General features: G+C 72.1%; 20 protein-coding genes. 5 read left to right on the top strand and 15 right to left on the bottom strand.

Translation table 11 applies throughout. The features are described 5' to 3' along the window. Nucleotides 1–657: 657 nt before the first annotated feature. From BJY16_RS34095 to BJY16_RS34115, 5 genes are all read right to left on the bottom strand, one after another. Nucleotides 658–1,800, bottom strand: coding sequence for an acyl-CoA dehydrogenase family protein (locus BJY16_RS34095; RefSeq protein WP_185043663.1), 1,143 nt, complete (start codon nt 1,798–1,800; stop codon nt 658–660). A 1-nt stretch (nt 1,801) separates the two neighbouring features. After that, a complete protein-coding gene (locus BJY16_RS34100; RefSeq protein WP_185043664.1) occupies nt 1,802–3,766 on the bottom strand; it encodes an acetyl/propionyl/methylcrotonyl-CoA carboxylase subunit alpha in 1,965 nt (654 codons plus the stop codon). Further along, entirely contained in the window at nt 3,763–5,298 is a 1,536-nt protein-coding gene (locus tag BJY16_RS34105; RefSeq protein ID WP_239177877.1) for an acyl-CoA carboxylase subunit beta, read from the bottom strand. The genes BJY16_RS34100 and BJY16_RS34105 overlap by 4 nt, the downstream gene beginning before the upstream one ends. 35 nt (nt 5,299–5,333) lie before the next feature. After that, nucleotides 5,334–6,992, bottom strand: a complete 1,659-nt coding sequence (locus BJY16_RS34110; RefSeq protein WP_221503177.1) for an acyclic terpene utilization AtuA family protein — start codon at nt 6,990–6,992, stop codon at nt 5,334–5,336. A gap of 117 nt (nt 6,993–7,109) precedes the next feature. Continuing rightward, on the bottom strand, nt 7,110–7,742 hold the full coding sequence (locus BJY16_RS34115) for a TetR/AcrR family transcriptional regulator (protein ID WP_185043667.1): 633 nt from the start codon (nt 7,740–7,742) through the stop codon (nt 7,110–7,112). A 64-nt stretch (nt 7,743–7,806) separates the two neighbouring features. Between BJY16_RS34115 and BJY16_RS34120 the strand changes: the two genes are divergently transcribed. Both BJY16_RS34120 and BJY16_RS34125 read left to right on the top strand, forming a co-directional pair. After that, nucleotides 7,807–7,992, top strand: coding sequence for a hypothetical protein (locus BJY16_RS34120; protein WP_185043668.1), 186 nt, complete (start codon nt 7,807–7,809; stop codon nt 7,990–7,992). Further along, nucleotides 7,989–8,402: a hypothetical protein gene (locus tag BJY16_RS34125; protein ID WP_185043669.1), complete on the top strand. Its 414-nt coding sequence runs from the start codon at nt 7,989–7,991 to the stop codon at nt 8,400–8,402. Before BJY16_RS34120 ends, BJY16_RS34125 begins: the two co-directional genes overlap by 4 nt. Here BJY16_RS34125 and BJY16_RS34130 read toward each other — a convergent pair. After that, nucleotides 8,383–9,120 carry a YqjF family protein gene (locus BJY16_RS34130; RefSeq protein ID WP_185043670.1) on the bottom strand — a complete coding sequence of 246 codons (738 nt, stop codon included), beginning with the start codon at nt 9,118–9,120 and terminating at the stop codon, nt 8,383–8,385. The genes BJY16_RS34125 and BJY16_RS34130 overlap by 20 nt on opposite strands. A gap of 274 nt (nt 9,121–9,394) precedes the next feature. Here BJY16_RS34130 and BJY16_RS34135 point away from each other — a divergent pair, with 274 nt between their 5' ends. Continuing rightward, nucleotides 9,395–9,919 carry a universal stress protein gene (locus BJY16_RS34135; RefSeq protein WP_185043671.1) on the top strand — a complete coding sequence of 175 codons (525 nt, stop codon included), beginning with the start codon at nt 9,395–9,397 and terminating at the stop codon, nt 9,917–9,919. Between the two features lie 125 nt (nt 9,920–10,044). Here the strand turns inward: BJY16_RS34135 and BJY16_RS34140 are convergent, their stop codons facing one another. The 4 genes from BJY16_RS34140 to BJY16_RS34155 form a co-directional block, all read right to left on the bottom strand. After that, a complete protein-coding gene (locus BJY16_RS34140) occupies nt 10,045–11,145 on the bottom strand; it encodes a hypothetical protein (RefSeq protein WP_185043672.1) in 1,101 nt (366 codons plus the stop codon). 2 nt (nt 11,146–11,147) lie between these two features. Beyond that, complete coding sequence (locus tag BJY16_RS34145) at nt 11,148–11,648, bottom strand: SigE family RNA polymerase sigma factor (protein ID WP_185043673.1); 501 nt, start codon at nt 11,646–11,648, stop codon at nt 11,148–11,150. 116 nt (nt 11,649–11,764) lie between these two features. Then, a complete protein-coding gene (locus BJY16_RS34150; RefSeq protein WP_185043674.1) occupies nt 11,765–15,013 on the bottom strand; it encodes an NACHT domain-containing protein in 3,249 nt (1,082 codons plus the stop codon). An 11-nt stretch (nt 15,014–15,024) separates the two neighbouring features. Next, the gene (locus BJY16_RS34155; protein ID WP_185043675.1) at nt 15,025–16,005 is read right to left on the bottom strand and encodes a phosphotransferase family protein; all 981 of its coding nucleotides are present in this window, start codon (nt 16,003–16,005) and stop codon (nt 15,025–15,027) included. A gap of 101 nt (nt 16,006–16,106) precedes the next feature. Between BJY16_RS34155 and BJY16_RS34160 the strand changes: the two genes are divergently transcribed. Further along, nucleotides 16,107–16,343, top strand: coding sequence for a class I SAM-dependent methyltransferase (locus BJY16_RS34160; protein ID WP_345492827.1), 237 nt, complete (start codon nt 16,107–16,109; stop codon nt 16,341–16,343). Nucleotides 16,344–17,402: 1,059 nt separating this feature from the next. Here BJY16_RS34160 and BJY16_RS34165 read toward each other — a convergent pair. Then, on the bottom strand, nt 17,403–18,608 hold the full coding sequence (locus BJY16_RS34165) for a prolyl oligopeptidase family serine peptidase (protein ID WP_185043676.1): 1,206 nt from the start codon (nt 18,606–18,608) through the stop codon (nt 17,403–17,405). Nucleotides 18,609–18,714: 106 nt separating this feature from the next. Between BJY16_RS34165 and BJY16_RS34170 the strand changes: the two genes are divergently transcribed. Beyond that, complete coding sequence (locus tag BJY16_RS34170) at nt 18,715–19,410, top strand: hypothetical protein (RefSeq protein WP_185043677.1); 696 nt, start codon at nt 18,715–18,717, stop codon at nt 19,408–19,410. Nucleotides 19,411–19,504: 94 nt separating this feature from the next. Here BJY16_RS34170 and katG read toward each other — a convergent pair whose 3' ends face one another. The 4 genes from katG to BJY16_RS34190 all read right to left on the bottom strand — a co-directional run bounded on the left by katG (nt 19,505) and on the right by BJY16_RS34190 (nt 23,952). After that, a complete protein-coding gene (gene katG, locus BJY16_RS34175) occupies nt 19,505–21,745 on the bottom strand; it encodes a catalase/peroxidase HPI (RefSeq protein WP_185043678.1) in 2,241 nt (746 codons plus the stop codon). After that, on the bottom strand, nt 21,742–22,173 hold the full coding sequence (locus tag BJY16_RS34180) for a Fur family transcriptional regulator (protein WP_185043679.1): 432 nt from the start codon (nt 22,171–22,173) through the stop codon (nt 21,742–21,744). The genes katG and BJY16_RS34180 overlap by 4 nt, the downstream gene beginning before the upstream one ends. A gap of 74 nt (nt 22,174–22,247) precedes the next feature. Then, a complete protein-coding gene (locus tag BJY16_RS34185) occupies nt 22,248–23,006 on the bottom strand; it encodes a DUF899 domain-containing protein (protein WP_185043680.1) in 759 nt (252 codons plus the stop codon). Further along, nucleotides 22,963–23,952 carry a sigma-70 family RNA polymerase sigma factor gene (locus BJY16_RS34190; RefSeq protein WP_275408098.1) on the bottom strand — a complete coding sequence of 330 codons (990 nt, stop codon included), beginning with the start codon at nt 23,950–23,952 and terminating at the stop codon, nt 22,963–22,965. Before BJY16_RS34190 ends, BJY16_RS34185 begins: the two co-directional genes overlap by 44 nt. Nucleotides 23,953–24,000 lie beyond the last annotated feature (48 nt).

Here is a 24,000-nt window from a genome sequence, read left to right on the forward strand (position 1 = left end):
GCTCCCACGGGTGTCTCAACCCCTCCCGAGACACCCCTCACGCCCAGCCCAACCACCCCGACACGAACGACAACGCGCCTCACGACCGCCGGCCGGCTCCCACGGGTCTCTCAACCCTCCCGAGACACCCCTCACACCCAGCCCAACCACCCCGACACGAACGACAACGGGCCTCACGACCGCCGGCCGGCTCCCACAGGTGTCTCAACCCTCCCGAGACACCCCTCACACCCAGCCCAACCACCCCGACACGACCAACAACGCAGCCCACGACCGCCGGCCGGCTCCCGCGGGTCTCTCAACCCCTCCCGAGACACCCCTCACGCCCAGCCCAACCACCCCGCCACGACCGGCAGCGCACCCCGCGACCGCCGGCTGGCTCCCATGGGTGTCTCAAGCCGCCCGAGACACCCCTCACGCCCAGCCGGACCACCACGCCACGAACGACAGCGCGCCTCGCGACGGTCGGCTGGGGTCGCAGCGCGCTCCGAGCGATATGCACACCAGCGCCTCGTCCACAGGCGCATCGGCACACGGTTGCGTTTCGCGCGACACTGTCTTCGGGCGGCGCCCCCTGGGTGGGCGGGGACTGGGAAGTGGGGCGGAGGGGTGGCAGGCGCACCGATGTCGCCAGGGCAGTGCCGCCCGTGACCCCGATCAATAGGAGCGCGGCAGGCCGAGGGAGAACTGGGCCACGAAATTCAGGGCCATCTCGCGGCTGACCGGGGCCAGCCGGGTGAGGCGCGACGTGGCAAGGGCCTGGACCAGGCCGTACTCGGTGGCGAGGCCGTTGCCGCCGTGCGTCTGGATGGCCTGGTCGACGGCGGCGCAGACGGCCTCGCCGGCCGCGTACTTCGCCATGTTGGCGGCCTCGCCGGCGGCTTTCAGGTCGCCGGCGGCGTGCAGGGCGGCGGCCTTCTGGGTGAGCAGGCGAGCGGCTTCGATCTCCACGTGCAGCTTGGCGAGGGGGTGGGAGATCGCCTGGTGGGCGCCGATCGGTACGCCCCACACCTGGCGGTCGCCGGCGTAGCCGACCGCCTTGCGCAGCGCCCAGCGGGCCATTCCGGTGGCGGACGAGGCGGCCATGATGCGTTCCGGGTTCAGGCCGGCGAAGAGCTGGTCGAAGCCGGCTTCCTCGCTGCCGATCAGCGCGTCGGCGGGCAGCCGGACGTCGTCGAAGAAGAGGGTGAACTGGTCCTCCGGGGCGACCAGGCCCATGTCGATCTTCCGGTAGGTGAAACCGGGGGCGTCGACCGGGACCATGAACAGCGACGGGCGTGTGCCGACCCGGGCCACCACCAGGACGTAGGAGGCCTCGTCGACGCCGCTGATGTAGGTCTTGCCGCCGGTCAGCACCCACTCGTCGCCGTCCCGGCGGGCCTGGGTGGCGATCTGGTGGGTGTTCGAGCCGGCGTCCGGTTCGGTGATCCCGAAGACGTAGGTGGCCGAGCCGTCGGCGATGCCCGGGAGCCAGCGCTGTTTCTGCGCCTCGGTGCCGAACTGGGCGATCACCGTGCCGACGATGGCTGGTGACACCACCATGAGCAGGAGCGGACATCCGGCGGTGGCCAGTTCCTCCAGGACGGCGGCCAGGTCGCCGATCTCGCCGCCGCCTCCGCCGTACTGTTCCGGAATGGACACCCCGAGGTAGCCGTGGGCGGCCGCCTCCTGCCACAGCTCGGTGGTCTTCCGGCCGTCCCGGGCGGCAGCGTAGAAGTAGGACTCGCCGTATTTCTGGCCCAGGCGGGCGACCGCCTCGCGCAGCTCCCGGCGTTCCGCGGACTCGACAAAAGCGGTCATCTCAGCTCCTGGACGACGAGGGATCGGCAGGCGGCACAGTAGAAGCAGACGGCACAGTAGAAGCAGGCGGAACACTAGAAGTGGATGGCACAGCGGAAGCGGCGGAGTCGATCACCGCGAGAACGTCACCGGCAGCGACTTGACGACCCACTTCGACACTCAGCGACGCCACCATCCCATCAGCCGGCGCGGTCAGCGTCTGCTGCATCTTCATGGCTTCCAGCACCATCACCGGATCCCCCGCCGCAACCCGCTGACCGCTCTCGACGTGCACCGCCACGACCAGCCCGGGCATCGACGCGAGCAGCGACCCCGCGGCCAGGTTCGCCGCCGGGTCGGTGAAGACCGGCACGGTGCGCAGATCGTACGACCCGTCCGGCCCGTCCACGTCCACCCCGCCGTCGACCACCGTCACCCGGTAGCTCTCCCGCACCCCGTGATCGTCGAGGACCACCCGGTCGCCGTCGATCCCGAGCACGCTCACGCCGGGCAGCCAGGACGACTCCAGCCGCCCGCCACGGGACGTGTAGGTGACCGGGTATTCGGCGTCCCCGCATCGATAGGTACGCACCCGCTCCTGGCTCGGCACGTTCCGCCAGGCGGCCGGGATCCGGGACTGAACCCTGCCGGACACCGCGGTCCGGACCGCCGATCCCACGGCGGCGGCCAGCGCGGCCTTGCGGACCGGATGGTCCCGGTCGGCGCTGGTCCAGGCGGCCAGCCGGCGGTCCAGCAGAGCGGTGTCGACCCGCCCGGCCAGGAAGTCGTCGTCGCGCAGGATGGCGCGCAGCAGGCCCAGGTTGGTGGTGAGCCCGTGAATCTCGGCGCGTCGCAGGGCGTCGCCGAGCAGCCGGATCGCCGCGTTCCGGTCCGGCCCGTGCGCGATGATCTTGGCGAGCATCGCGTCGTAGCGGATGCCGACCTGACTTCCGGCTGCCACGCCGGCATCCACCCGTACGCAAGAAGTGTCGATCGTGAAGGCGCGGATCCGGCCGGTCTGCGGTGCGAAGTCGCGCGCCGGGTCCTCGGCGTAGAGGCGCACCTCGACGGCGTGGCCGGACGGCTCGGGCGGCGCGTCGCCCAGCTCGCGGCCCTCGGCGATGGCGAGCTGCCAGGCGACGAGATCAAGACCGGTCACCGCTTCGGTCACCGGGTGTTCGACCTGCAGCCGGGTGTTCATCTCCAGGAAGAAGATCCGGTCGCCGTCGACCAGGAACTCGACCGTGCCGGCGCCCCGGTAGCGCACCGCCTCGGCGGCGTTCCGGGCGTGCCGGTGCAGGGCCGCCCGGGTCTCGCCGGACAGCCCGGGGGCCGGTGCCTCCTCGACGATCTTCTGGTGCCGGCGCTGGACCGAGCAGTCCCGGTCGCCGACCACCCAGATCCGGCCGGCCGCGTCGCCGAGCACCTGGACCTCGATGTGCCGGGCCAGCGGCAGGTAGGGCTCGGTGAACACGGTGCCGTCGCCGAACGCCGACCGGGCTTCGGCCTCGGCGGCGGCCAGCGCCGGCTCCAGTTCCTCAGCCTCGGTGACCACCCGCATGCCGCGACCGCCGCCTCCGGCCGCCGCCTTGATCAGCAACGGGAAGGAGCCGCCCTCGAGGACCGGGACGCCGGCCGCGGCGACCAGTTTCTTGGCGCGGATCTTGTCGCCCATCGCCTCGATCGCGTCCGGGTCGGGACCGATCCAGATCAGTCCGGCGGCGAGCACGTCGCGGGCGAAGGCGGCGTTCTCGGAGAGGAAGCCGTAGCCGGGGTGGATGGCGTCGGCGCCGGTGCGGATCGCCGCCTCGATGATCTTCGCACCGTGCAGGAAGGACTCGACCTCGACCGCGACGTCCGCCTCGGCCACGTGCAGGTCCGAGATTTCGGCATAGACGCCGACGGTTGAAATGCCCGATTGGCGACAGGTCCGAAAGATTCGAACGGCGATCTCGCCCCGATTGGCGACAAGCAGCTTACCGATCACAGCCGGAACACCCCATATCCCCGGGCGCCCCGCACCGGCGCGTTGTGGATCACGGAAAGGCAGATTCCCAGTACGGTCCGGGTGTCCCGCGGATCGATCACCCCGTCGTCGTAGAGCATCCCGGACGTGAAGTACGCCAGCGACTCCCGCTCGATCTGCGCCTCGATCGCCGCCCGGGTCCGCGCGTCCGCCTCCTCGTCGAACGGCCGCCCGGCCGCCGCGGCCGCCTGCCGCGACACGATCGACACCACCCCGGCGAGCTGGGCCGGTCCCATCACCGCCGACTTCGCCCCGGCCCAGCTGAACATGAACCGCGGGTCGTAGGCCCGCCCGCTCATCCCGTAGTTCCCGGCGCCGTAGGACGCGCCCATCACGATCGACAGGTGCGGCACCGCCGAGTTCGACACCGCGTTGATCATCTGGGCGCCGTGCTTGATGATCCCGCCCTGCTCGTAGTCCTTGCCGACCATGTAGCCGGTGGTGTTGTGCAGGAACAGCAGCGGCGTGTCGTTCTGGTTGGCCAGCTGGATGAACTGGCCGGCCTTCTGCGCCTCCTCGCTGAACAGCACGCCCTGCGCGTTCGCCAGGATCCCGATCGGGTAGCCGTGCAGCCGTGCCCACCCGGTCACCAGGCTGGTGCCGTAGAGCGGCTTGAACTCGTCGAACTCGCTCCCGTCGACGATCCGCGCGATCACCGCCCGCGGATCGAACGGGATCTTGAGATCGGTCGGCACGATTCCGAGCAGCTCCTGCGGATCCTCGATCGGCTCGGCATAGTCGTCAGCGGCCGCCGGCCCCAGCTTGCGCCAGTTCAACCGCCGCACGATCTGACGTCCGATGCGGATCGCGTCGTGCTCGTCCACCGCGAGATAGTCGGCCAGCCCGGAGATCCGCGCGTGCATCTCCGCCCCGCCCAGCGACTCGTCGTCGGACTCCTCGCCGGTCGCCATCTTGACCAGCGGCGGCCCGCCGAGGAAGACCTTCGCGCCGCCGGCCACCATCACCACGTAGTCGCTCATCCCCGGCACGTAGGCGCCACCGGCCGTCGAGTTGCCGAAGACCAGCGCGATCGTCGGCCGCCGGTCCGCGCTCGCCTCGGTCAGCCCGCGGAAGTGCTGTCCGCCCGGGATGAAGATGTCCTTCTGGGTGGGCAGGTCGGCCCCGCCCGACTCGACCAAGTTGATCGTCGGCAGCCGGTTCTCCGCGGCGATCTGCGCGGCCCGGAAGCTCTTCTTCAGCGTCACCGGGTTGCTCGCGCCGCCGCGGACCGTCGGGTCGTTCGCGATGATCATGCATTCGACGCCCTCGACCACGCCGAGCCCGGTCACCACCGACCCGCCGACCGCGAAGTCGGTGCCCCAGCCCGCGAGGGGACTCAGCTCCAGGAACGCCGAGTCCGGATCGACCAGCAGCTCGATCCGCTCGCGCGCGGTCAGCTTGCCGCGCCGGTGGTGCCGGTCGACGGCCTTCGGCCCGCCTCCGGCGAGGGCTTGGGCATGCTGCCGGTCCAGGTCCGCGACCCGCTCCAGCATCGCTTCCCGATTCCTGTCGTACGCCGGGGGCAGGCTCACAGCAGCTCCGAGGGTATGTCGGCGTTCCGGGCACGCAGCCACTCCCCGACCGCCTTGGCCTGGGGGTCGGAACGGGTGGACGCGGCCACTCCGTCCCCGAGCAGCCGCTCGATGACGATGTTGAGGGCGGCCAGGTGGGGCAGCCGGTGCACGGTCACGCCGAGTTCCGCGGCCTCGGGCAGCAGCTGCCGCACCCGGTCGGCGTCGAGCCAGCCGGCCAGCCACGCGTAGGCGTCCGCCCGCCGCGGATGTCCGGCCGGCACCCACACCCCGACGTTCGCCGTCCCGCCCTTGTCCCCCGACCGCGCGTGCACCAGCCGCCCCAGCGGCGCCCGGGTGGTCGCCGGCTCACGGTCCCGGCTGGCTCTGCGGGGTGTCTCGACGTCGTCGAGACACCCCGCAGAGCCAGCCGGAGTCGGGGGGCGCGCTGCGGACCCGGTGGCGGGATCGGGTGGCGCGATGTCGACGCGGGTGCCGTCCGGGAGGACGGCGACGTGCGGGACCTCGGACTGCGGGAGGTAGGCCGCCTCGAAGACGCCGAACGGGGTGGCGTCGGCAGGCGGGGCGGTCACGTGGAAGCCCGGGTAGGAGGCCAGGGCCAGCTCGACGGCGGCGCTGCTGAACCGGCGGCCGACCACGTCCGGATCCGGGTCCTTCACGTGGCAGCGCAGGATCGCGGACGCCTCGGCCTGGGTGGCCGGGTCGGGGCGGTCGGTGCGGGCCAGCTCCCAGACGATCTCGGCGGGGCGGGTGGTCAGGGCGGCTTCCAGCTGGGCCCGGGTCCAGGCGGCCTTCTGCTCGATGTCCAGGCCGGTCAGGACGAACGAGACCGAGTTGCGGTGGCCGCCCAGCCGGTTGATCCCCACTTTGGTGGTGCCGGGTGGGGCCGCACCGCGTACGCCGAAGATCTTGACCTGGTCCGTGTCCTGCTGGACGAGGTGGAGGGTGTCGAGCCGGGTGACGACGTCCGGGTTGAGATAGCGGGGCGTGTCGATCTCGTAGACCAGCTGGGCGGTGACCGTGTCGACGGTGACCGCGCCGCCGTGGGCCGGGTGCTTGGTGATCAGAACCGTGCCGTCCGCGCTGATCTCGGCGATCGGGAAGCCGAGCGGGCGGCTGAGATCCAAGCCGGTGAAGCCGCTGAAGTTGCCCCCGGTGGCCTGGGTGCCGCACTCCAGGACATGCCCGGCGACCACACCGGCGGCGAGTTTGTCGAGGTCATCGCGGGTCCAGCCGAACTCGGCGATGGCCGGGCCGAGGGTGAGCGCGGCGTCGGTGACCCGGCCGGTGACGACGATGTCGGCGCCGGAGCGGAGGGCTTCGGCGATCCCGAAGGCGCCGAGGTAGGCGTTCGCGGTGATCGCTTTCGGCCAGGTGAGCTGGTCGCCCTCGACGTGGGCGACGGCGAGATCCGGGTCGAGCGCGCGGATCGCGTCGGCCAGACCGGCCGGGTTGAGTCCGCCGGCGTTGCTGACGATCCGGACATTCGCCGACTTGATGATTTTCAGGCAGTCGGTGAGCTGGCGGAGGAACGTCTTGGCATAACCCAGCTCCGGGTTCTTCCGGCGGTCCCGGCCGAGGATCAGCATGGTCAGCTCGGCCAGGTAGTCGCCGGTCAGGTAGTCCAGCGGGCCGCCGTCGAGCATCTCGCGCATGGCGGAGAGCCGGTCGCCATAGAAACCGGAGCAGTTGCCGACCCGGATCGTTCGCACGCCGCTCCCCTCGCCCACCGCGTGGTGATGGGGGCCACGTTAGGCAATCTGACAAAATTGTCAAGGACGCTCGCGGAGCCCGATCGCCGCGGCCCACAGCTTCGACATGTGGTTGACCACCGCATCCTCGTCGAGCGGCTCGCGCAGCGAATAGATGACGTGCGCCATCTGCTCGACCATGGCGCCCAGCACGATCGCGGTCAGCCGCGGCTCCAGCTCCCGATCGGCCAGACCGGCCTCCTGCAAGCGGCGCAGCCCCTCGGCGCCGCGCTGCACGTAGAGCTCGCGGACCTCGAGCAGCAGCTGCCGCAGCGTGTCGTCGGAGTCGGCGCCCTGCTCGACCAGGCGCAGCACCCGGGAGGCGTTCCGCCAGGCCCGCAGGTAGCCGCGGTTCGACTCGACGATCCGGGTGTACGGGTCGTCGGCGGTCTCCGGCCCGACCAGGCTCGCCGTGAACATCTCCTCGGCCACCGCCCGGACGATGGTGCGCAGCAGGTCGTCCTTGGACTCGAAGTAGGTGTAGAAGGTGCCGTAGGAGACCCCGGCCGCCTGCGCCACCTGCTCCGGGGTGAAGGCCGGCCAGCCCCGGGTCTCCAGCAGCCGGCGCCCGGCCGCCACCAGCGCGTCCCGAGTCCGCCGCCCGCGCGCGGTGACCGGCGCGCCCGGCGCGGGGTTGGTTCGTGATCGGCCCATGCCGACCATCATCGCTCCCCATCGAGGGATGGCGTCCCGACCCCGTCACGGGTACAGTTGCCCCATGACTAGTACTGACCACCCCGAACGCCCTGCTGAGCGCCCCTCGGAGCGCCTCTTCCGCAAGCTGGGCCTGCCCGCCCTCCCGCCGAGGACCGCGGAGGACGAGGCCCGCATCGACGAGATGCTCGCCCGCGTCAAACGCGAGCAGGCAGCACTGGACGCCCGACGCCAGTCGGACGTCGCGTGATCACCCTCGACTCCACGCTCGTCCTCGACGCCAGCGCCCTGGTCGAACTCATGCAGGGCCACCCCACGCTGACCGAGCTGCTCGACCGGGGCTACGAGGGCGACGTCATCATGGCGGTGCCACCACTGGCGGTGCTGGAAGCACAGGTGGCCATCCAGACGGATCCAGCGCTCTGGGACCACGTCCTGCGATTCCCGGGCCTGCAGGAGCTGGATCTCTCCGCGCGGTGTGCCGCGCTGATCGGCGATCTGGCAGCACCTCGGCTCGAGCGCAACCCGCTGCACACCACGCTGATGGCTGAACAGATGGCAGCCGAGGTCGTCTACGAGGCGATCCGGATGCGCGCCGCCGTGCTCACCCGTTTCCCGAACCTCTATCGGGGTTATGCGGTCACCGTGGCGGCGGTCTGAACGGGCCGAAGATCACCGGGACACCCGGGGAGTAAAGGACGCTGACCGGCGGCTTGTCGAGGCCTGGCAGGCCGCCGGCGGCGAGCAGGGTGTCGTCCAGGTCGAGCAGCTCGGCGCGGTGCAGCGGCCAGCGCGGATGGTCGTTGGCCAGGTGGCGGGTGCGGCCCCACGCCCGGGTGTGCAGGCCCCAGCGCGCGGTGAGGAAATGCTCCAGCGGGCTCGGTTCGGCGATCGGCTCGCCGACCCGGATCCGGATGCTGGTGGTCGCGCCGCGCGGGCCGGGCCAGCGGCGCCGGGAGACGTAGGCCAGCTCGTCGCCCTTCCGGGTCAGCCGCATCCGCGCCCACATGTAGGGCAGGCGCAGGCTCAGCCTCGCGACCAGCACCGGGACCAGTCGTTCCGCCTCCAGCGAGCGGAAGACGACCGCCCGCCGGCCCTGGGCGTCGACGCTGTAGAGCCGCACGTTCGTCTCGGCGAACGTGCCCAGATACGGAACGCCGGGTCCGCCCAGGAAGCCGACCCGCTCCATCCGGAAGCCGATCAGCCCGGCATAGGTCACCCCGTCGAAGACGTCCGGCACCGTGCCGGGCGGCAGCAGCGGCGCCACCCGCTCCGGCTCCACCGGCCAGTGCAGGAAGGCCAGGTCGGTCCAGCGCTGCCCGAGCACGGCCCGGGCCACCGGCCGCACCGTCTCCGTGGTGATCTCCTCGACGCTCACCCTTCCAGGGTCACACCCGACCGCTCGCCACGGCACGATTCCGGCTGTGCCGCGTCCCAGCGGGCCGGCACGCCGGCGTTCGCCGGGCCGCGATGACCGCGCCGGCGAACGCGATCCATGCTCCCCGCCACTGGTGATCCATTGTGGCGACTCTACGGGTGGCCGCCGGAATCGCGAGGAACGGGCCTTTCGGCCCCTGGATGTCGGGCTGTAGTGGGCGGACGATGGCAATGGGGCGGATTCGTACCGCTTCCATCGGTCGAGGAACCGTGGGGTGATCACAGTGCGTAGCACGATCTCCGGTAATCAGCTCGACTGTCTTGCCGCGGCGGTCAGCCTCCGGCTGCCGCCGGGGGCGAGACGGGCGATGCGGACGGACGCCTTTCATGGCGCGGTCGACATCATCGGTACGACGGATCGCGGCGGTCACGTCGTCGCCGCCGCCATCGCGGACGACGACGCCCGGCACACCGTGCTGGAGTACGCCGCCGAGCGGGCCCGCGAGCTGGGCCTGCCGCTGCGGGTCGTGCACGTCTGGGACGGTCACCGGCGGTACCCGGACCTGCTGCTGGAGGCCGCCCTCTACGACGACCTGGACGCGGCCACGGCGGCCGACGCCGAGCGGGAGATCTGCCACGACCGGCATCCCGCGCACGCCCTGTCCGCGGTGAGCCGGGACGCCGCGCTGATGGTGGTGGCCGCCACCGGTGACCCGGCCGCGTCGCATCCGCTGGGGGCGACGGCCGCCGGATTGATCGGGCACACCGCGTGCCCGTTGACGATTGTGCTGCCTTCCTGATCGACGGGCGCTGCGGCCGTACCGGAAATCGGGCGGACCTCACCGCAGCGGACCGGAAGTGATCAGCGATGCCGGACCGGTCCGCCCTCCCCGAGGAGAGCGGACCGGAACCGTTCGCGGCGGGGTCAGCCGATCCAGTCCGGGGCGTCCGGGCTGATCTCGGCCTGCTCGGCGATCTTGACGAGGTCCTCCCGGGTGATCCCGGCGCCCTCGCCGACCAGCGTCATCAGCCGCCCGTGGCCGAGGTCGACGACCAGGTAGAGCATGCTCTTGGCGAACGACTCGCTGCGCACCGGCTGCCGGGCCGGGTGGCCGCCGACGGTCAGTTCCCTGCCACCGGCCGGGGCCTCGGTGCTGCTGCCGACCACGACCGACATCTGTCCGGTTGCCTGCGACAACGCCTCCTTGTCCTTGATCCCCTCGACCGCCGGCTTCTCCACCAGCAGCCCGGCTCGCCAGGTGTCCTTGTGGTCGCCGCTGACGATGGCCGTGTTGACCGACCAGCCGTCCGGGAGCCAGCGCAGCCGCACCGGAACCGTGGTGACGCCCGGGTCCGGCCGCACCGAGCGGGCCATCTTCAGCATGTCCGCCTTGCTCATGACGTAGTGGGTGGTGGCGAGGGACAGCACGGTGTGCTCGTCGACCCCCCAGTCCAGGTAGGACTTGCCGCCGCCCTCGTGGTAGTAGCCCGGCGCGCCGTTGATGTCGACCTTCTTGCCGCCGTTGGCCGTCAGCCGCCCCTCCCCGGACACCTCGGTGCGCACGTAGAGCTGCACCTGCGGGCCGGCGTCGCTCATCGGATCGCCGGTGCCGACCTGCTTGGTCCAGTACCGCATCACCGTCGGGCCGAACGGATCCCCGGGTGCGGCGGTGCCGGTCTGCCGGATCCGCTCGCTGAACCCGGGTGGCGCCCAGGTCGGCCGATAGCCGAGCTTGGTGGGAAGCTCCTGCGTCGTCGCGCTCGGTGACGGTTTCGCCGAGGCCGGCGCGGCCGCCTGGGTCGGGGGCGCCACCGGCTCGGAGCCGCGCAGTGCCAGGGCCGGCACGGTCACCGCGGCCGCTACCGCCGCCGCCGCGACACCGGCGCTGAGCAGCCCGAACCGCTGGCGGCGCCGGACCGTGGCGGCCCGCTTCGGCAGGTTCGCGCGGATCCGGTCGGCCGGCAGCGCACGGTCGGCCTGGGCCTCCTGGGTGGCCCGGATGAGATCTTCGATGTTCCTGGTCACGGTTACTCCCCGGTGGTCACGAGCGCGGCCGGCAGGGCACCCTGCAGGGTGGCGAGCGCGCGCATCAGGTGGGTGCGGACAGTGACCGTTCGACAGCCGAGCATCTCGGCGATCTGCTCGACGGCCAGATCCTCGTAGAAACGCAAGGCGATCACCGCCCGCTGCCGGGGTGGCAGCGTGCCGATCAGCCGCAGCATCAGGTCCCGGTCGTCCCGCAGCGCCGCCTGATCCGGCGTGGCCGGCAGGAACCCGGCGAGCGTCTCCGTGGCGACCGGGATCGACTGCGCGGCCCGGCGCCGCCGCCAGGACAGGAACTCGTTGACGACCATGCGCTTCACATAGAGTTCCGGCGCGTCCATCCGACCGATCCGCGACCAGCGGGACTGCGCCCGGACCAGGACATTCTGGGTGATGTCCTCGGCCAGATGCGGATCCCAGGTGACCACGGTCGCATACCGCACCAGGGTGCCGAGGCGGGCTGAAACGAACTCTTCGAACGTCACGGAAGAGAAACGCCCCCATCCCCGCCGTTTGATGACACCCCAGCACAACAATTTCCGGTACGCGGTGAGCGCCGATCCTCGCTCCCGGCCGAGAGGTGCACCCGCCGCGGCACGGGTCACCCCTCGAAGACATCGGCCGGGTCGCGAGGCAGCAGGCGCGACAGCCGCAGGAGGAAGCGAACCAAGCCGAGATCCGGTTCGCCGAGCCGGTCGTCGAGGGTCCGGGCGTCGGCGGCGGACAGCAGCTCCCCCGAGTTCAGCGTCAGCACCCAGCGGCGCAGCCGGTTGATCCGGCGGTCGCGGAGCAGGGCTCCGAAGGCCGCTTCGGCAGCCTGGCGGTCGACGTGGTCCAGTTGCTCGATCGCCGCCAGCCGGGTCCGCCGGTCCGGGTCGCCGGTCGCGATCGGCCCGACCACGGCCCGGAAACGCTCCTCGGGCAGCAGGGGCGCCGCGGCCAGCCGTACCGGCATCGGGGTGTCGCCGGTGAGCGCCAGCTCGCCCAGGCGGAGACGCAAGTCCGGCGCCAGGCGCAGCCGGGTGAGGGTGGTCAGGGCGGCCGCCCGGGACCTGTCCGGAGCCTGGTCGTCGAGCGCGATGCCGGCCAGCGGTTCCACGGCCGGGGGCTCGACGGTGAGCGCCGCCTTCGCCGCCGCGAGCCGGAGCCGCGGCTCGACCCCCGGGCCGGTCAGGGCGTGCAGCACGGGCCGGCCCCGGACCGGGTCGAGCCAGGTCAGGCCGACCGCGGCCCGCACCCGCGCGGGCCGGTACCAGCGCGGGTCCCCGGCCACCCGGCGCAGCCAGGAGGCGCCGCGCTCGTCGCCGATGGCGGCGAGGGCGATCGCCGCGTCGGTCTGCTGCCACCAGCGGGAGCCGCGCAGCATCCGGCGGTGCAGGCGTTCCCGGGACGCTTCGTCGCCGTTCGCGGCGAGCAGGAATTCCCGCTCCCGCTCCCGGTCGCCGGACAGGTGACGGGTGCGCAGGGCCCGCATCCGGGGCATCTGCTCGGCCTGGCCGGCTTCCAGGAGGCCGGCCAGGGCCAGGGCTTCCAGCTCCGGACTCAGCCGGTCCTCCAGCAGCCAGCCCAGGGCCCGGCGGTCGCCGAGCGCGGCCAGCCGGCGTGCCGCGGCCAGCCGCACGTGCACCTGGCCCGGCTGCCGGGCCAGGGCGAGCAGCGGCTCCCGGTCACCGAGGTCGGCGCAGCGGGCGGCGGCCGCGAACGCCATCGGGTAGCCCGGATGGGCCCGGGCCACCTCGGCCAGCGCGGCCACCGCGGCCGGGTCGTCGCGGTCGGCCAGGGCGACCGCCGCGGCGTACCGGGCCGGAGCGGTGTCCGCAGCGCCGGCGCCCAGCTCGCGGAGCAGCTCGGGCTCGCCCGTGTCGGCCAGCGAGACGGCCAGCTCGACCCGCTGGAACGGACCGACGTCCGCGGCGGCGGCCATGGCGCGCAAAGCGGTCCGGTCCCCGGCCCGGGCGAGCTGGCGGGCCGCCGCCGCGCGCTGGTGCTCGGTGGCCCGGGAGTCGGCGATCCGCCTGGTCAGCGCGTGCCGGGCGAGCGCGCCCAGGGCCTGGGGACGTTCGGTGTGGTGGGTGACCGGCGGCTCGGGCAGGCCGCGCTCCTGGAGCACGTCGGCGATCCAGTCCTGCACCACGTCGTCCGCGGTCGCCGCCACCTCCTCCAGCAACTTCACGCCGGTGGCCGGGTCGACGTCGGCGATCCGGTCGGCGACCATGGCCCGCACCCAGGCCGAGACGTCCGGGCGCTGGTAGAGCGCCAGCATCTCGCCCAAGACCTGCGCGTCCAGGCTGAGTTCGCCGAGGATCCGCAACGCCTCCGGCGCCTGCGGCGTCTCCGCGGCCACCTCCTGGACCAGCCGGTCGACCGTCCGGGAGCGGGTCCGCGGGGAGACCGGCACGCCATCCGCGATCAGGTCTCCGGCGGCGATCGGATCGAGGGTCGCGACGAGGTCGTCCGAGTCCGGCCGGCGGGCCACCACGAAGGCGGCCAGGCTGCGGGTCACCGGGTCGGCCGCCTGCGCCAGCCAGGTGTCCCGGTCGAACGGGATCCCGGACGCCGCGGCGAGGTATTCGGCGAAGCTCTGGTGCAGGAAGACCACCCGGTCGCCGCGCAGCGCGCACACGCCGGTGGCCAGCAGCAACTCGCGCAGCAGCCGGTCCGCGTCCGGGGTGATCCGGGCCAGGTCCGCCGGTCCGTTCGCCCGGAACCAGGTGGCGGCCACCTCGGTGAGCCGGGCGTCCCGGTCGGCCAGCCAGGCCGCGCCGCAGGCCCGGAGCAGCCCGCCGACGTGCTGGTGCAGGTCGGCGAAGAGCCACTCGGCGGCGGCGAGCCCGGCCCTCCCCCGGTCCAGCAGCTGCGGTTCGATCGCCGCGCGGAACCGGGCCATCGACCCGCGCCCGTCCAGCAGGTGCTGCACGAACCGCTCGTAGAGCTCGGCCCGGCTGGACGGCAGCGCCCGGTCGTCGGCCTGCTCGTAGACCAGCGCCGCGATGGTGGCCAGCAACGGCACCCGCGCCACCGGGCCGAGCCGCGCCCCGGCCAGCCGGGCCAGGAACCGTCCCGCGGTCGAGTCCGCCCGGCGGCGGTCACTCGGGAACCGTGCCGCGAACCACCGGTGGGCGAACTCGTTCAGCTCCTGCCGGTCGAACGGCCGCAGCTCGTAGACGCCGGTGCCGGCCACGTCCAGCTCGGCCAGCTCCGCGCCGGCCAGCGGCCGGCTGGTGATCAGCAACCGGTACGGCCCGGTCCCGCCGAGCAGCTCCCGGATCCGCCACAACGCGTCCGACCGGTCCTGCCCGTCGACCACCTCGTCCAGGCCGTCGATCAGCACCCGCCACACCCCGCCCCGGGCCGGCGCCCGCTCGAACACCTCGGCCGGCACCTCGACCCGCAGGTCCCGGCGCACCGCCTCGGCGATCGCCCGGGGCAGCGGCTGCCCGACCAGGTCGGCGGCCGGCAGGATCACCGCCACCTCGCGGCCACCGCGCCGGGCCAGGTCCCCGGCGACCGCGGCCAGGAAGGTGGACTTGCCGGCGCCGGCGTCACCGAGCAGCACCGCGTGCCGGTGCGCGGAGAGCAGCTGCGTGGCCTGGACGGTCCGGGCTTTCTCCCGGCCGGAGGCGGCCCGCCGCCGCACGTAGAGCTCGGTCAGCGCGGGCACGTGCTCGCCGAAGAACCGGTACCGGTGCTGGGCCGCGTCGGCCCGCTGCGCGGCGCGCACCGCGTCGATCCGCGGATCCCGCCCGCGCCGGCGGCGCCGGCCGCCGCGGACCGCGACCCAGAGCCCGGCCAGGGCGAGGACAGCGCCCACCATGGACGCGATCTTGTCGCCGGTATCCAGGAACGCCATCGACGAGAAGCTTAAGGCCGATCGAACAGCGCCATCGTCTCGTCCAGGCGCTCCCGGGCCCAGTCGTAGTTCTCGGTGCCGGGGAAGTTCCGGTACGCCGTCTCGATCGTCATGATCAGCACCAGGTAGAGGCAGTACAGCCGGCGCCGGGTGCGCTCGGCCGCCGTGGCCGGCCCGTGGCCGTAGCCGCGGATGAAGGCGCTGGAGTCCCCGTACGCCGGCACCTCGCTGCCGGTGAACCCGGCCTCGATCAGCGGGTCGCCGAAGAACGCCCGCTCGTGATCGATGATCGCGACGATCCGCCCGTCCCGGACCATCACGTTGTTGTCCCACATGTCCCACTCGACGAACCGCGGCTCGGTCACCTCGTCGAGGCTGTCCGCGTGGCCGGCGATCACCTCGCGGATCTTGGCGTAGTCGTGCCCGAGGTCGACGCCGCGGCGCTCGCCGTCGTCCAGCACCCCGCCGATCATCCGCAGGAAGGCGGCCCGCCAGGTCGGGTCGCCGGGCCCGGTGAGCGGCCCGAAGTGGTCGCCGCGGATGCCGTTGAGTTCCCGGTTGAGCGCGCCGAGCGCCTCGTTGAAAGCGGTCCGCTCGGCCGGGGTCTGCACGTCCCGGAGCATGCCGAGGTTGTCCGCGTCGATGTACTCCATGAAGAAGTAGTCGGCGTCGCACAGCTCCCGGCTGGTGTCGGCGAAGTGCACCTCCGGCACCGGCACGCCGGTCCGGGCGCGGATCAGCTCCAGGGCGGCCAGCTCGGTCGCCATCGCCCCGCGCTCATAGGTCATCACCTCGACCGCCGGCGGCGGCGCGATCTTCAGGACCACCTCCCGGCCGGAGCGCAGCCGGATCCGGTACGCCACGTTGAACCACCCGTGCGCCAGCTCGCTGACCGCGTCCTCGCCGGCCGGCGCCTCGCCCGGCCCGTAGGCACGCTCAGCCATCGCCCGCAACACACCGAACGACTGACGGTTCTTGGTGATGCTCTCCATTGCAGATCCCCCGCTCAACCGTGTGGGAGCGCTCTCCGCGCGAGCCAAGGTAACACCTGATCCTCATTGGAGCTCGGCCGGAAGCCGGGCGGTTCCGCTTCCTGACCGGCGACGTGGCCGACCTGCCCCTGCCCGACAACAGCGTCGACCTGGTGGTGTCGACGCTGAGCGCCCACGAGTGGCCGGACCCGGAGGCGGCCGCCGCGTCCCTGCGCCGGGTCGGCGCCCACATCCTGATCTACGACTTCCGCACCGCGGGCCTGCGCCGGCTGACCGGGGCGCTGGGCGGCAGCCGGGAGCCACGCTGGTGGCTGTTCACCCGAATCTCGGCGAGGTGAGAGATCGCCGGCCCGACGGCTGACGATCGAGGGCGACAACCATCCCCGCTGCCGCGATGCCGCTCATTGCGGTCACGGATCCTTCTCGGGTACGACTGGAAGCCCCGTGGCAGCCGGCCCGCGATGCCCGCGCCACCCAAGACCGCAACGCGTGTCATGCGGGCCCGCTCGCCGAATGACCGCAACGCGCGTCGCGCCGACCCGCCAACCGCGACGCCGCAGACGACCCACGAGCGCAACGCGCGTCGTGTGGGCGCACCGGCCGGCCGCAAGGCCGCAGCCCGCCCACGACCGCAACGTGCGTCGCGACGCGCGGCCGCAGCTGGCAGCCAGGAGTGACTCTGCTGAACAATTCACGGCGGTCACTGCCGCTTCGCGGCGCGTCATCCACATCAGCGCGTCATCCACAATCCAATCCGCCGCGAACCCAATCCGACGCCACACTGTCTTCGGGGAGGCTCCCCCTTGGGTGGGCGGGGACTGGGAAGTGGCAGGCCACGGGCGCTTTTGCGTATGGGCGGAGACCGGGCGTAAGGCTGCCACGGGCGGGCTCTGTCGTACCGGAACCGGGCTGCTTGCGGAAGCGGCCTGAGATGCGGGCGGACCGGGAGGATGCAAGCGGTCCCGGAGGGCGCGGGCACACCCGGAGGGCGCGGCGGACCAGGAGGGCGCGGACGGATCAGGAAAGCGCTCGCGGACCGGCGAGGCACTGGACCAGGAAGGCGCGGGCCAACTGGGAGGGGACTAGCCGCCCGAAAGCGCTCGGGCGAAACGGAATGAACTGTCGGAACACGGAGTATCAGTTCGGAAATTTATTAATCCGACATAACGGAATGCATCCGATTCGAAGGAGAGGGCCCGAGCGAAACAGGAGGGTGCGGGCGGACCGGGGGGTGCGGGCCCGGAGAGTGCCGGCGGCCCGGAGAGTCCGCAGCGGAACCGAGAGTGCGCGACGGATTCGGAGGGTGCGCGACGGGCCCGGAGGGTGCGCGACGGATTCGGAGGGTGCGCGACGGGCCCGGAGGGTGCTGGCCGACCGGGAGGATTGGGCGGGTCGGGTCAGCGGCGGTGGTGGGACATCCACTGCCAGATGTGCTTGCCTCGGGTGGCTGGGTCGTTGCGGGCGACGTAGATCCAGGACCAGTGCCCCGGGAACTGGTGACCGTTCCAGATCACGTGGTCGTAGAGCGTCATCAACGAGCGCGGGATGAGGTCGTGGGCGTGGACGGTGTTGGCCTGGGGGTTGACGGTGTCGTCGTCGAGGGAGGTGACCAGCCAGGTCGGGGTGGTGATCCGGGACAGGGCGGCGTCGGGGATCAGGGACTGGACGACGCCGCAGATCGGGACCGAGGTGGCGAAGAGGGACGGGTAGACGGTGGTCAGCTTGAGGCTCATGTAGCCGCCGTTGCTGCAGCCCGCGACGTGGATCCGGTCGATGTCGACGTTCCGGTGGCGGATCACCTCGCGGATGATCTCCAGGATCAGCGGGGCGAAGCGGTCGCCGTCCTCCATCCAGTAGGACGTGCTCTGCGGGACGACGACGTGGGCGCCGGCGAAGACCCGCTGGGCTTCCGGGGTGGCGAAGCCGAGGGCGCCGCGGTTGGCGCGCAGGGTGGTCTCGTTGTCGTAGTAACCGTCCGGCAGCGAGGCGCCCTCTCCCCCGCCGTGCAGCCAGACCACCAGCGGCCGGCGGCTGCGCCGGTCCCGCGGCGAGGAGAGCCGGTACTTCATGCCGCTCGCCGAGACGTGGTGGCTGAACGCGTCCACTTCGGGGTTGACCAGCGGGCCCTGCACGAAGCGGTCGACGGTGACCCGGCCGCCGCCGCGGGTGAGCAGTGGGGCGTTCTGGGTGATCGTGTAGACCAGGTCGAGCCGGACGTTGCGGCCCCTGCTCGCGATGTAGCCGAGGGTGCCACCGCCGACCTGGCCCTCCGCGGAGCTGAGCTGCAGGACGATGGCGCCGTGCCGGTCGAGGCGGGCCGAGATGACCGGGCGGTCCAGGTCGTACTCGCTGTAGATCTGGTCGCCGGGGGCGAGCGGGATCGGGCTGGTGGCCTTGGCATGCACGGTGAAGGTGTCCGCGGTGAGGCTGTCCGGGACGATCCGGCCGAGCCGGGCGGTGTCCAGGGTGAGCGAGGTGACCTGCTCGCCGCCGTCCAGGGTCTCCGCGTTGAGGGTGAACCGCACCGAGGTGCCCGGCAGGCCCGCGGCCGGCAGGGCGAGACCGGCGGCCAGCAGCGTGCGACGGCTGACGTGGTTGTCCATCACAAGACCCCCAGACAAAGACACTTGTCGATACGTGGAACGTATCGCGGTCACTCCGTCCCGGCAACGGTTAGGGTTGCCGCGCACCATGGGGAGGGACGACCGGATGGACGACGACCACCGCCGGGCCGGCGACGCGATCCGGGCGGCGCTGCGGCCGGGCGAGCGGCTGCGCGAGCACAGCCGGATCCTGCGGTCGCCCGGCCTGGACGAGGCGCCGCCGACCGCCGGTGACCGGCTCAGCGCGATGAACCCGTTCGCCGGCTTCGGCCAAGTGGCACGCGCGGACGGGCTCGGATACGCGCTGCTGTCGGTGGCGCTGGGCGAGCCACCGGACGACAGCCGGGGGCAGCGGGCCATCGAGAAGGACCGGGCGCTCCGCAAGTACGGACGCACCTTCTGCGGCGTTCCGGGCAGCGGGGCGGGGCACCTGCTGGAGGCGTTGAGGAGAGATTCGCCGGCGTGGGCCGCGCTGACCGATCAGCGTCTGGTGGTCTTCGCCGAGCCGGGCCCGCGACCGCCGGCCGGCCCCGTGTCGGCGTTCCTGGACCTGGTCAAGGCCACTGTGGAGGTGGGCGAGGCGCTCTTCCGGCAGCCGGCGCCCCGGGCCTTCACCGGGCCGGTGTCCGCGGTGTTCGAGTGCGCTGCGGGCGCGGTGGCGGCCAGCCCGGCGCCGCCGGTCGACCGGCTGCCGCGCGTGGTGCTCTGGTTCGCCGACCAGTCCTGGCTGGTGGTGTCGCTGGGTGCGGGACCGGCCGGCGCGCGGCTCACGGAGGCGTTGCTGTGGGGCGCGGCGCGCTAGTCGTACCGGAAACTGGTCGGACCGCGCCCGAAGCGGACCGGACGCCAAAGGCGACGAGCCCGGCCGAGGTGGCCGGGCTCGTCGGTGGGACGGATCAGGCGAGGTCGAAGCGGTCCAGCTCCATGACCTTCGTCCAGGCCGCGGCGAAGTCCTTGACGAACTTCTCCCGGGCGTCGGTGCTCGCGTAGACCTCGGCCAGGGCCCGCAGCTGCGAGTTCGAGCCGAAGATCAGGTCGACCGCGGTGGCGGTGTACTTGACCTGGTCGGTGGCGAGGTCACGGATCTCGTAGACGTGCTCCTGGGACTCGGACGCCTGCCAGCGGGTGCCCGGGGAGAGCAGGTTGGCGAAGAAGTCGTTGGTGAGCACGCCGGGCTTGTCGGTGAGCACGCCGTGAGCGCTGCCGCCGACGTTGTTGCCGAGCGCGCGCAGGCCGCCGACCAGCACGGTCATCTCCGGGGCGGTCAGGTTCAGCATGTACGCCCGGTCGACCAGGAGCACCTCCGGCTGGGTCTTCTCGCCCGGCCGCAGGTAGTTGCGGAAGCCGTCGCCGCGCGGCTCGAGGACCGCGAACGACTCGACGTCGGTCTGCTCCTGGGTCGCGTCGGTGCGGCCCGGGCGGAACGCCACGGTCACCTCGACGCCGCCGTCGCGGGCCGCCTTCTCCACCGCGGCCGAGCCGGCCAGCACGATGAGGTCGGCGAGCGAGATCTTGGCGGAGGCCGACGACGCGTTGAACTCCTGCTGGATGGTCTCCAGCTTGGCGATCACGTCACCGACGCCCTGGTTGACCTCCCAGCTGCGCTGCGGCTCCAGCCGGATCCGGGCGCCGTTGGCGCCACCGCGCTTGTCGGTCGACCGGTAGCTGGCCGCCGACGCCCACGCGGCCTGCACCAGCTGCGTGGTGCTCAGGCCGGAGGAGAGCACCTTCTCTTTGAGCGCGGCGATCTCGGTCTCGCCGACCAGCGGGTGGTCGACCGCCGGGACCGGGTCCTGCCACAGCTGCGCCTCCGGCACCCACGGGCCGAGGAAGCGGTCGACCGGGCCCATGTCGCGGTGCAGCAGCTTGTACCAGGCCTTGGCGAAGGCGAGGGCGAACTCGTCCGGGTTCTCCAGGAAACGACGGGAGATCTTCTCGTACGCCGGGTCCACGCGCAGCGACAGGTCGGTCGTCAGCATCGTCGGGCGGTGCTTCTTCGCCGGGTCGAACGGGTCCGGGATGATCTCGTCGCTGGTCTTGGCGACCCACTGCTTGGCACCGGCGGGGCTGGTGGTCAGCTCCCACTCGTACCCGAAGAGGATCTCGAAGAAGCGGTTGCTCCACTGCGTCGGCTTGTCGGTCCAGGTGACCTCGAGGCCGCTGGTGATGGTGTCACCGGCCTTGCCGCTGCCGTGGGTGCTCAGCCAGCCGAGGCCCTGCGCCTCGATCGGGGCGCCCTCCGGCTCCGGGCCGACGTGCGCGTCGGCCGGGGCGGCGCCGTGCGTCTTGCCGAAGGTGTGGCCGCCGGCGATCAGCGCGACGGTTTCCTCGTCGTTCATCGCCATCCGGGCGAACGTCTCCCGGATGAAGTGCGCGGCGGCGGCCGGGTCGGCGTTGCCACCCGGACCCTCCGGGTTGACGTAGATCAGGCCCATCTCGGTGGCGCCGACGCCCTCGAGCATGGTCTTCTCGGACTCGTAGCGGCCGGCCAGCCAGGTGTCCTCCGGGCCCCAGAAGATCTCCTCCGGCTCCCAGACGTCCTCCCGGCCGAAGCCGAAGCCGAAGGTCTTGAAGCCCATCGACTCCAGGGCCACGTTGCCGGCCAGCACCAGCAGGTCGGCCCAGGAGATCTTCTGACCGTACTTCTGCTTGACCGGCCAGAGCAGGCGGCGCGCCTTGTCCAGGTTCGCGTTGTCCGGCCAGCTGTTCAGCGGGGCGAACCGCTGCCCGCCGTCGCCGGCGCCGCCGCGGCCGTCCTGGATCCGGTAGGTGCCGGCGGCGTGCCAGCTCATCCGGATCATCAGGCCGCCGTAGTGCCCGAAGTCGGCCGGCCACCAGTCCTGCGAGGTGGTCAGCACCTCGGTGATGTCCCGCTTGAGCGCCTCGACGTCGAGCTTCTCGAACTCCTTGGCGTAGCTGAAGTCCGGGCCGAGCGGGTTGCCCTTCGACGAGTGGGCGTGCAGCACCGACAGGTCGAGCTGGTTCGGCCACCAGTCGCGGTTGGTGTGCGGGCGGCCGCCGGTCTTCGGCTTCGGCGAGTCGATCGCGGGGTTCTCGCTCTCGCTCCCGCTCGCCGTCACCGAGTCGTGGGCGACCGGACAACCACCGGTTGCCTTGGGGTCTTGGATGTCGCTCATGAGATTCCTTCCGAACGGGTCACGCAGTCGGGGCAGGTGCCCCAATAGACGACTTCCGCCTCGTCGACGACGAATCCGTGGTCGTCCGAGGCAGTGAGACAGGGGGCGTGACCGACCGCGCAGTCGACGTCGGCGATCGCGCCGCAGGAGCGGCACACGACGTGGTGGTGGTTGTCCCTCACCCGCAACTCGTAGCGGGCGGTCGCACCGGCGGGCTGGATGCGACGCACCAGCCCGCTGCTGGTGAGCGCACGCAGCACATCGTAAACCGCCTGGTGGGACACCGTGGGGTGATCAGCGCGCACCAGCGCGATCACCCCGTCGGTGTCGACGTGCGGGTGATCGCGCAGCGCGGTGAGCACCGCCAGACGCGGTCGGGTCACGCGCAACGAAACCGCCCGAAGCTGTGCCCCGAAGTCGGCCGTCATGCCGAAGACCTTAGACCCGTTTTCTGGAATCGATCAAGTTTTGGCGCACTTTTGTGGTGTGTCGCTTCCGACTGTCAGTCGAACGACGGGACGGCGCCCCGGGTGGCGCCGGAGCGACCCTTCGGCTCCTCCCAGTCCTCCTGCCGGCCGAGCGCGGTCATGTCCAGGAACCCGTACGACCCGCCGGTCTGCTCGGTGCCCCGGGCGAACGTCGCATAGGTGTGGAAAATCGCCTCGCCGTCGCGCAGGAAGCAGCTCATCCCGGGCTGCTCCATCGGCATGTTGGCCGGGTCGAGCATCCAGTCCATCCCGGCCGCGCGCAGTTCGTCCGCGGTGCGGTAGTTGAACTCGATCGGGGCCACCGAGGCGTCCAGCGTGACGTGGAAGTCGTAGTTGAAGTCCGAGCCGAAGGACGAGTACAGCGGGATCGACCAGCCCCGCTTCGCCCGGTAGGCCTCCAGCTTGGCGAGCGGGGCGCGGGCCACCACGGCGTACGAGGTGTCGCGCGCCGCCAGGTGCCGGAGCAGCCCGTCGTTGAGCTCGTCGACCGCGGCCGTGCAGCTGCAGCAACCGTCCTCCCACGCCGGGTCGAACATGAAGTGCTGCAGGATCAGCTGCCGCCGCCCGTCGAACAGCTCGCCCAGGGTGCGCGGACCGTCCGGCCCGTCGAAGGTGTACTCCTTCTCGATCCGTACCATCGGCAGCTCACGGCGCCGGGTGTTGAGTGCGTCCTTCGCCCGCACCGCCTCCTTCTCGCTGGTCAGCAGCGCGCGGCGGGCGGCCGTCCACTCATCGCGGGACACGATCTCCGGAAGGTTGTTGTTCGTCGTCATACCGGTTGGACGTTCCCGCCGACGGATTTAATACGGTCGGCAGGCCGAAAACCGGGAACAGCCGGGTGTCCAGGAAGGTGTGCAGCCCGGCGATCCGGTCGCCGCGCACCTCGATCAGCTGGATCGACCAGGGCAGCCAGCGGTCGCCGTGCCGGCGGTAGTGGCCGTGCCCGGGCATCCCGTTCCCGGTGACCGGCACCAGCCGGGAGTCACGGCACTCGTGCCCCGGGCCGAGCAGGAAGCGGCCGATCTCGGCGGCGCCCCGGATCCAGGCGGCGATCGGCGGCATCGTCTGCACCGCGTCCTGGTGCAGCAGCGTGACGAGAGTGTCCACGTCGTACCGCTGGAAGGCGTCCGCATAGCGGGCGACCAGCGCTTTCTCGTCGCCGCTGAGGGCGCTGTCGGACACGCCGCGGCCGGCCAGGGTGGTCCGGGCCCGCTGCAGCATCGCGTTGACCGCGCCGGTGCTGGCCTCCAGCAGGGCCGCGACGTCGGCGGCCGGCCAGGCGAGCACGTCGCGCAGGATCAGCACGGCGCGCTGCCGGGCCGGCAGGTGCTGCAGCGCGGCGACGAAGGCGAGCCGGATGGTGTCCCGGTCGGCGACCACGTCACCCGGGTCGGTGGGCAGCGGGGTCAGCCACAGCTGGTCGGCCGGCTCGGCCGGGGAGAAGGCCTCGACCGGCGAGGCCGGTCCGAGATCGATCGGGACCGCGCGCCGGCCGCGCTCGCGCAACAGGTCCAGGCAGACGTTGGTCGCGATCCGATAGATCCAGGTACGCACACTGGAGCGGCCCTCGAAGCTGTCGGCGCGCCGCCACGCCCGCAGCATCGTCTCCTGCGCGGCGTCGTCGGCCTCGAACGCCGAACCCAGCATCCGGTAGCAGTACCCGACCAGCTCGGGCCGCAGCTCGGCGAACTGCTCGGCCACCACGGTCATGTCCGCGATCCTATCCGGATCACCGTCCCTCGCTTGCTAGCTATTTAGCTAAACTGC

The organism is Actinoplanes octamycinicus (assembly GCF_014205225.1).
Taxonomy (GTDB): Bacteria; Actinomycetota; Actinomycetes; order Mycobacteriales; family Micromonosporaceae; genus Actinoplanes; species Actinoplanes octamycinicus.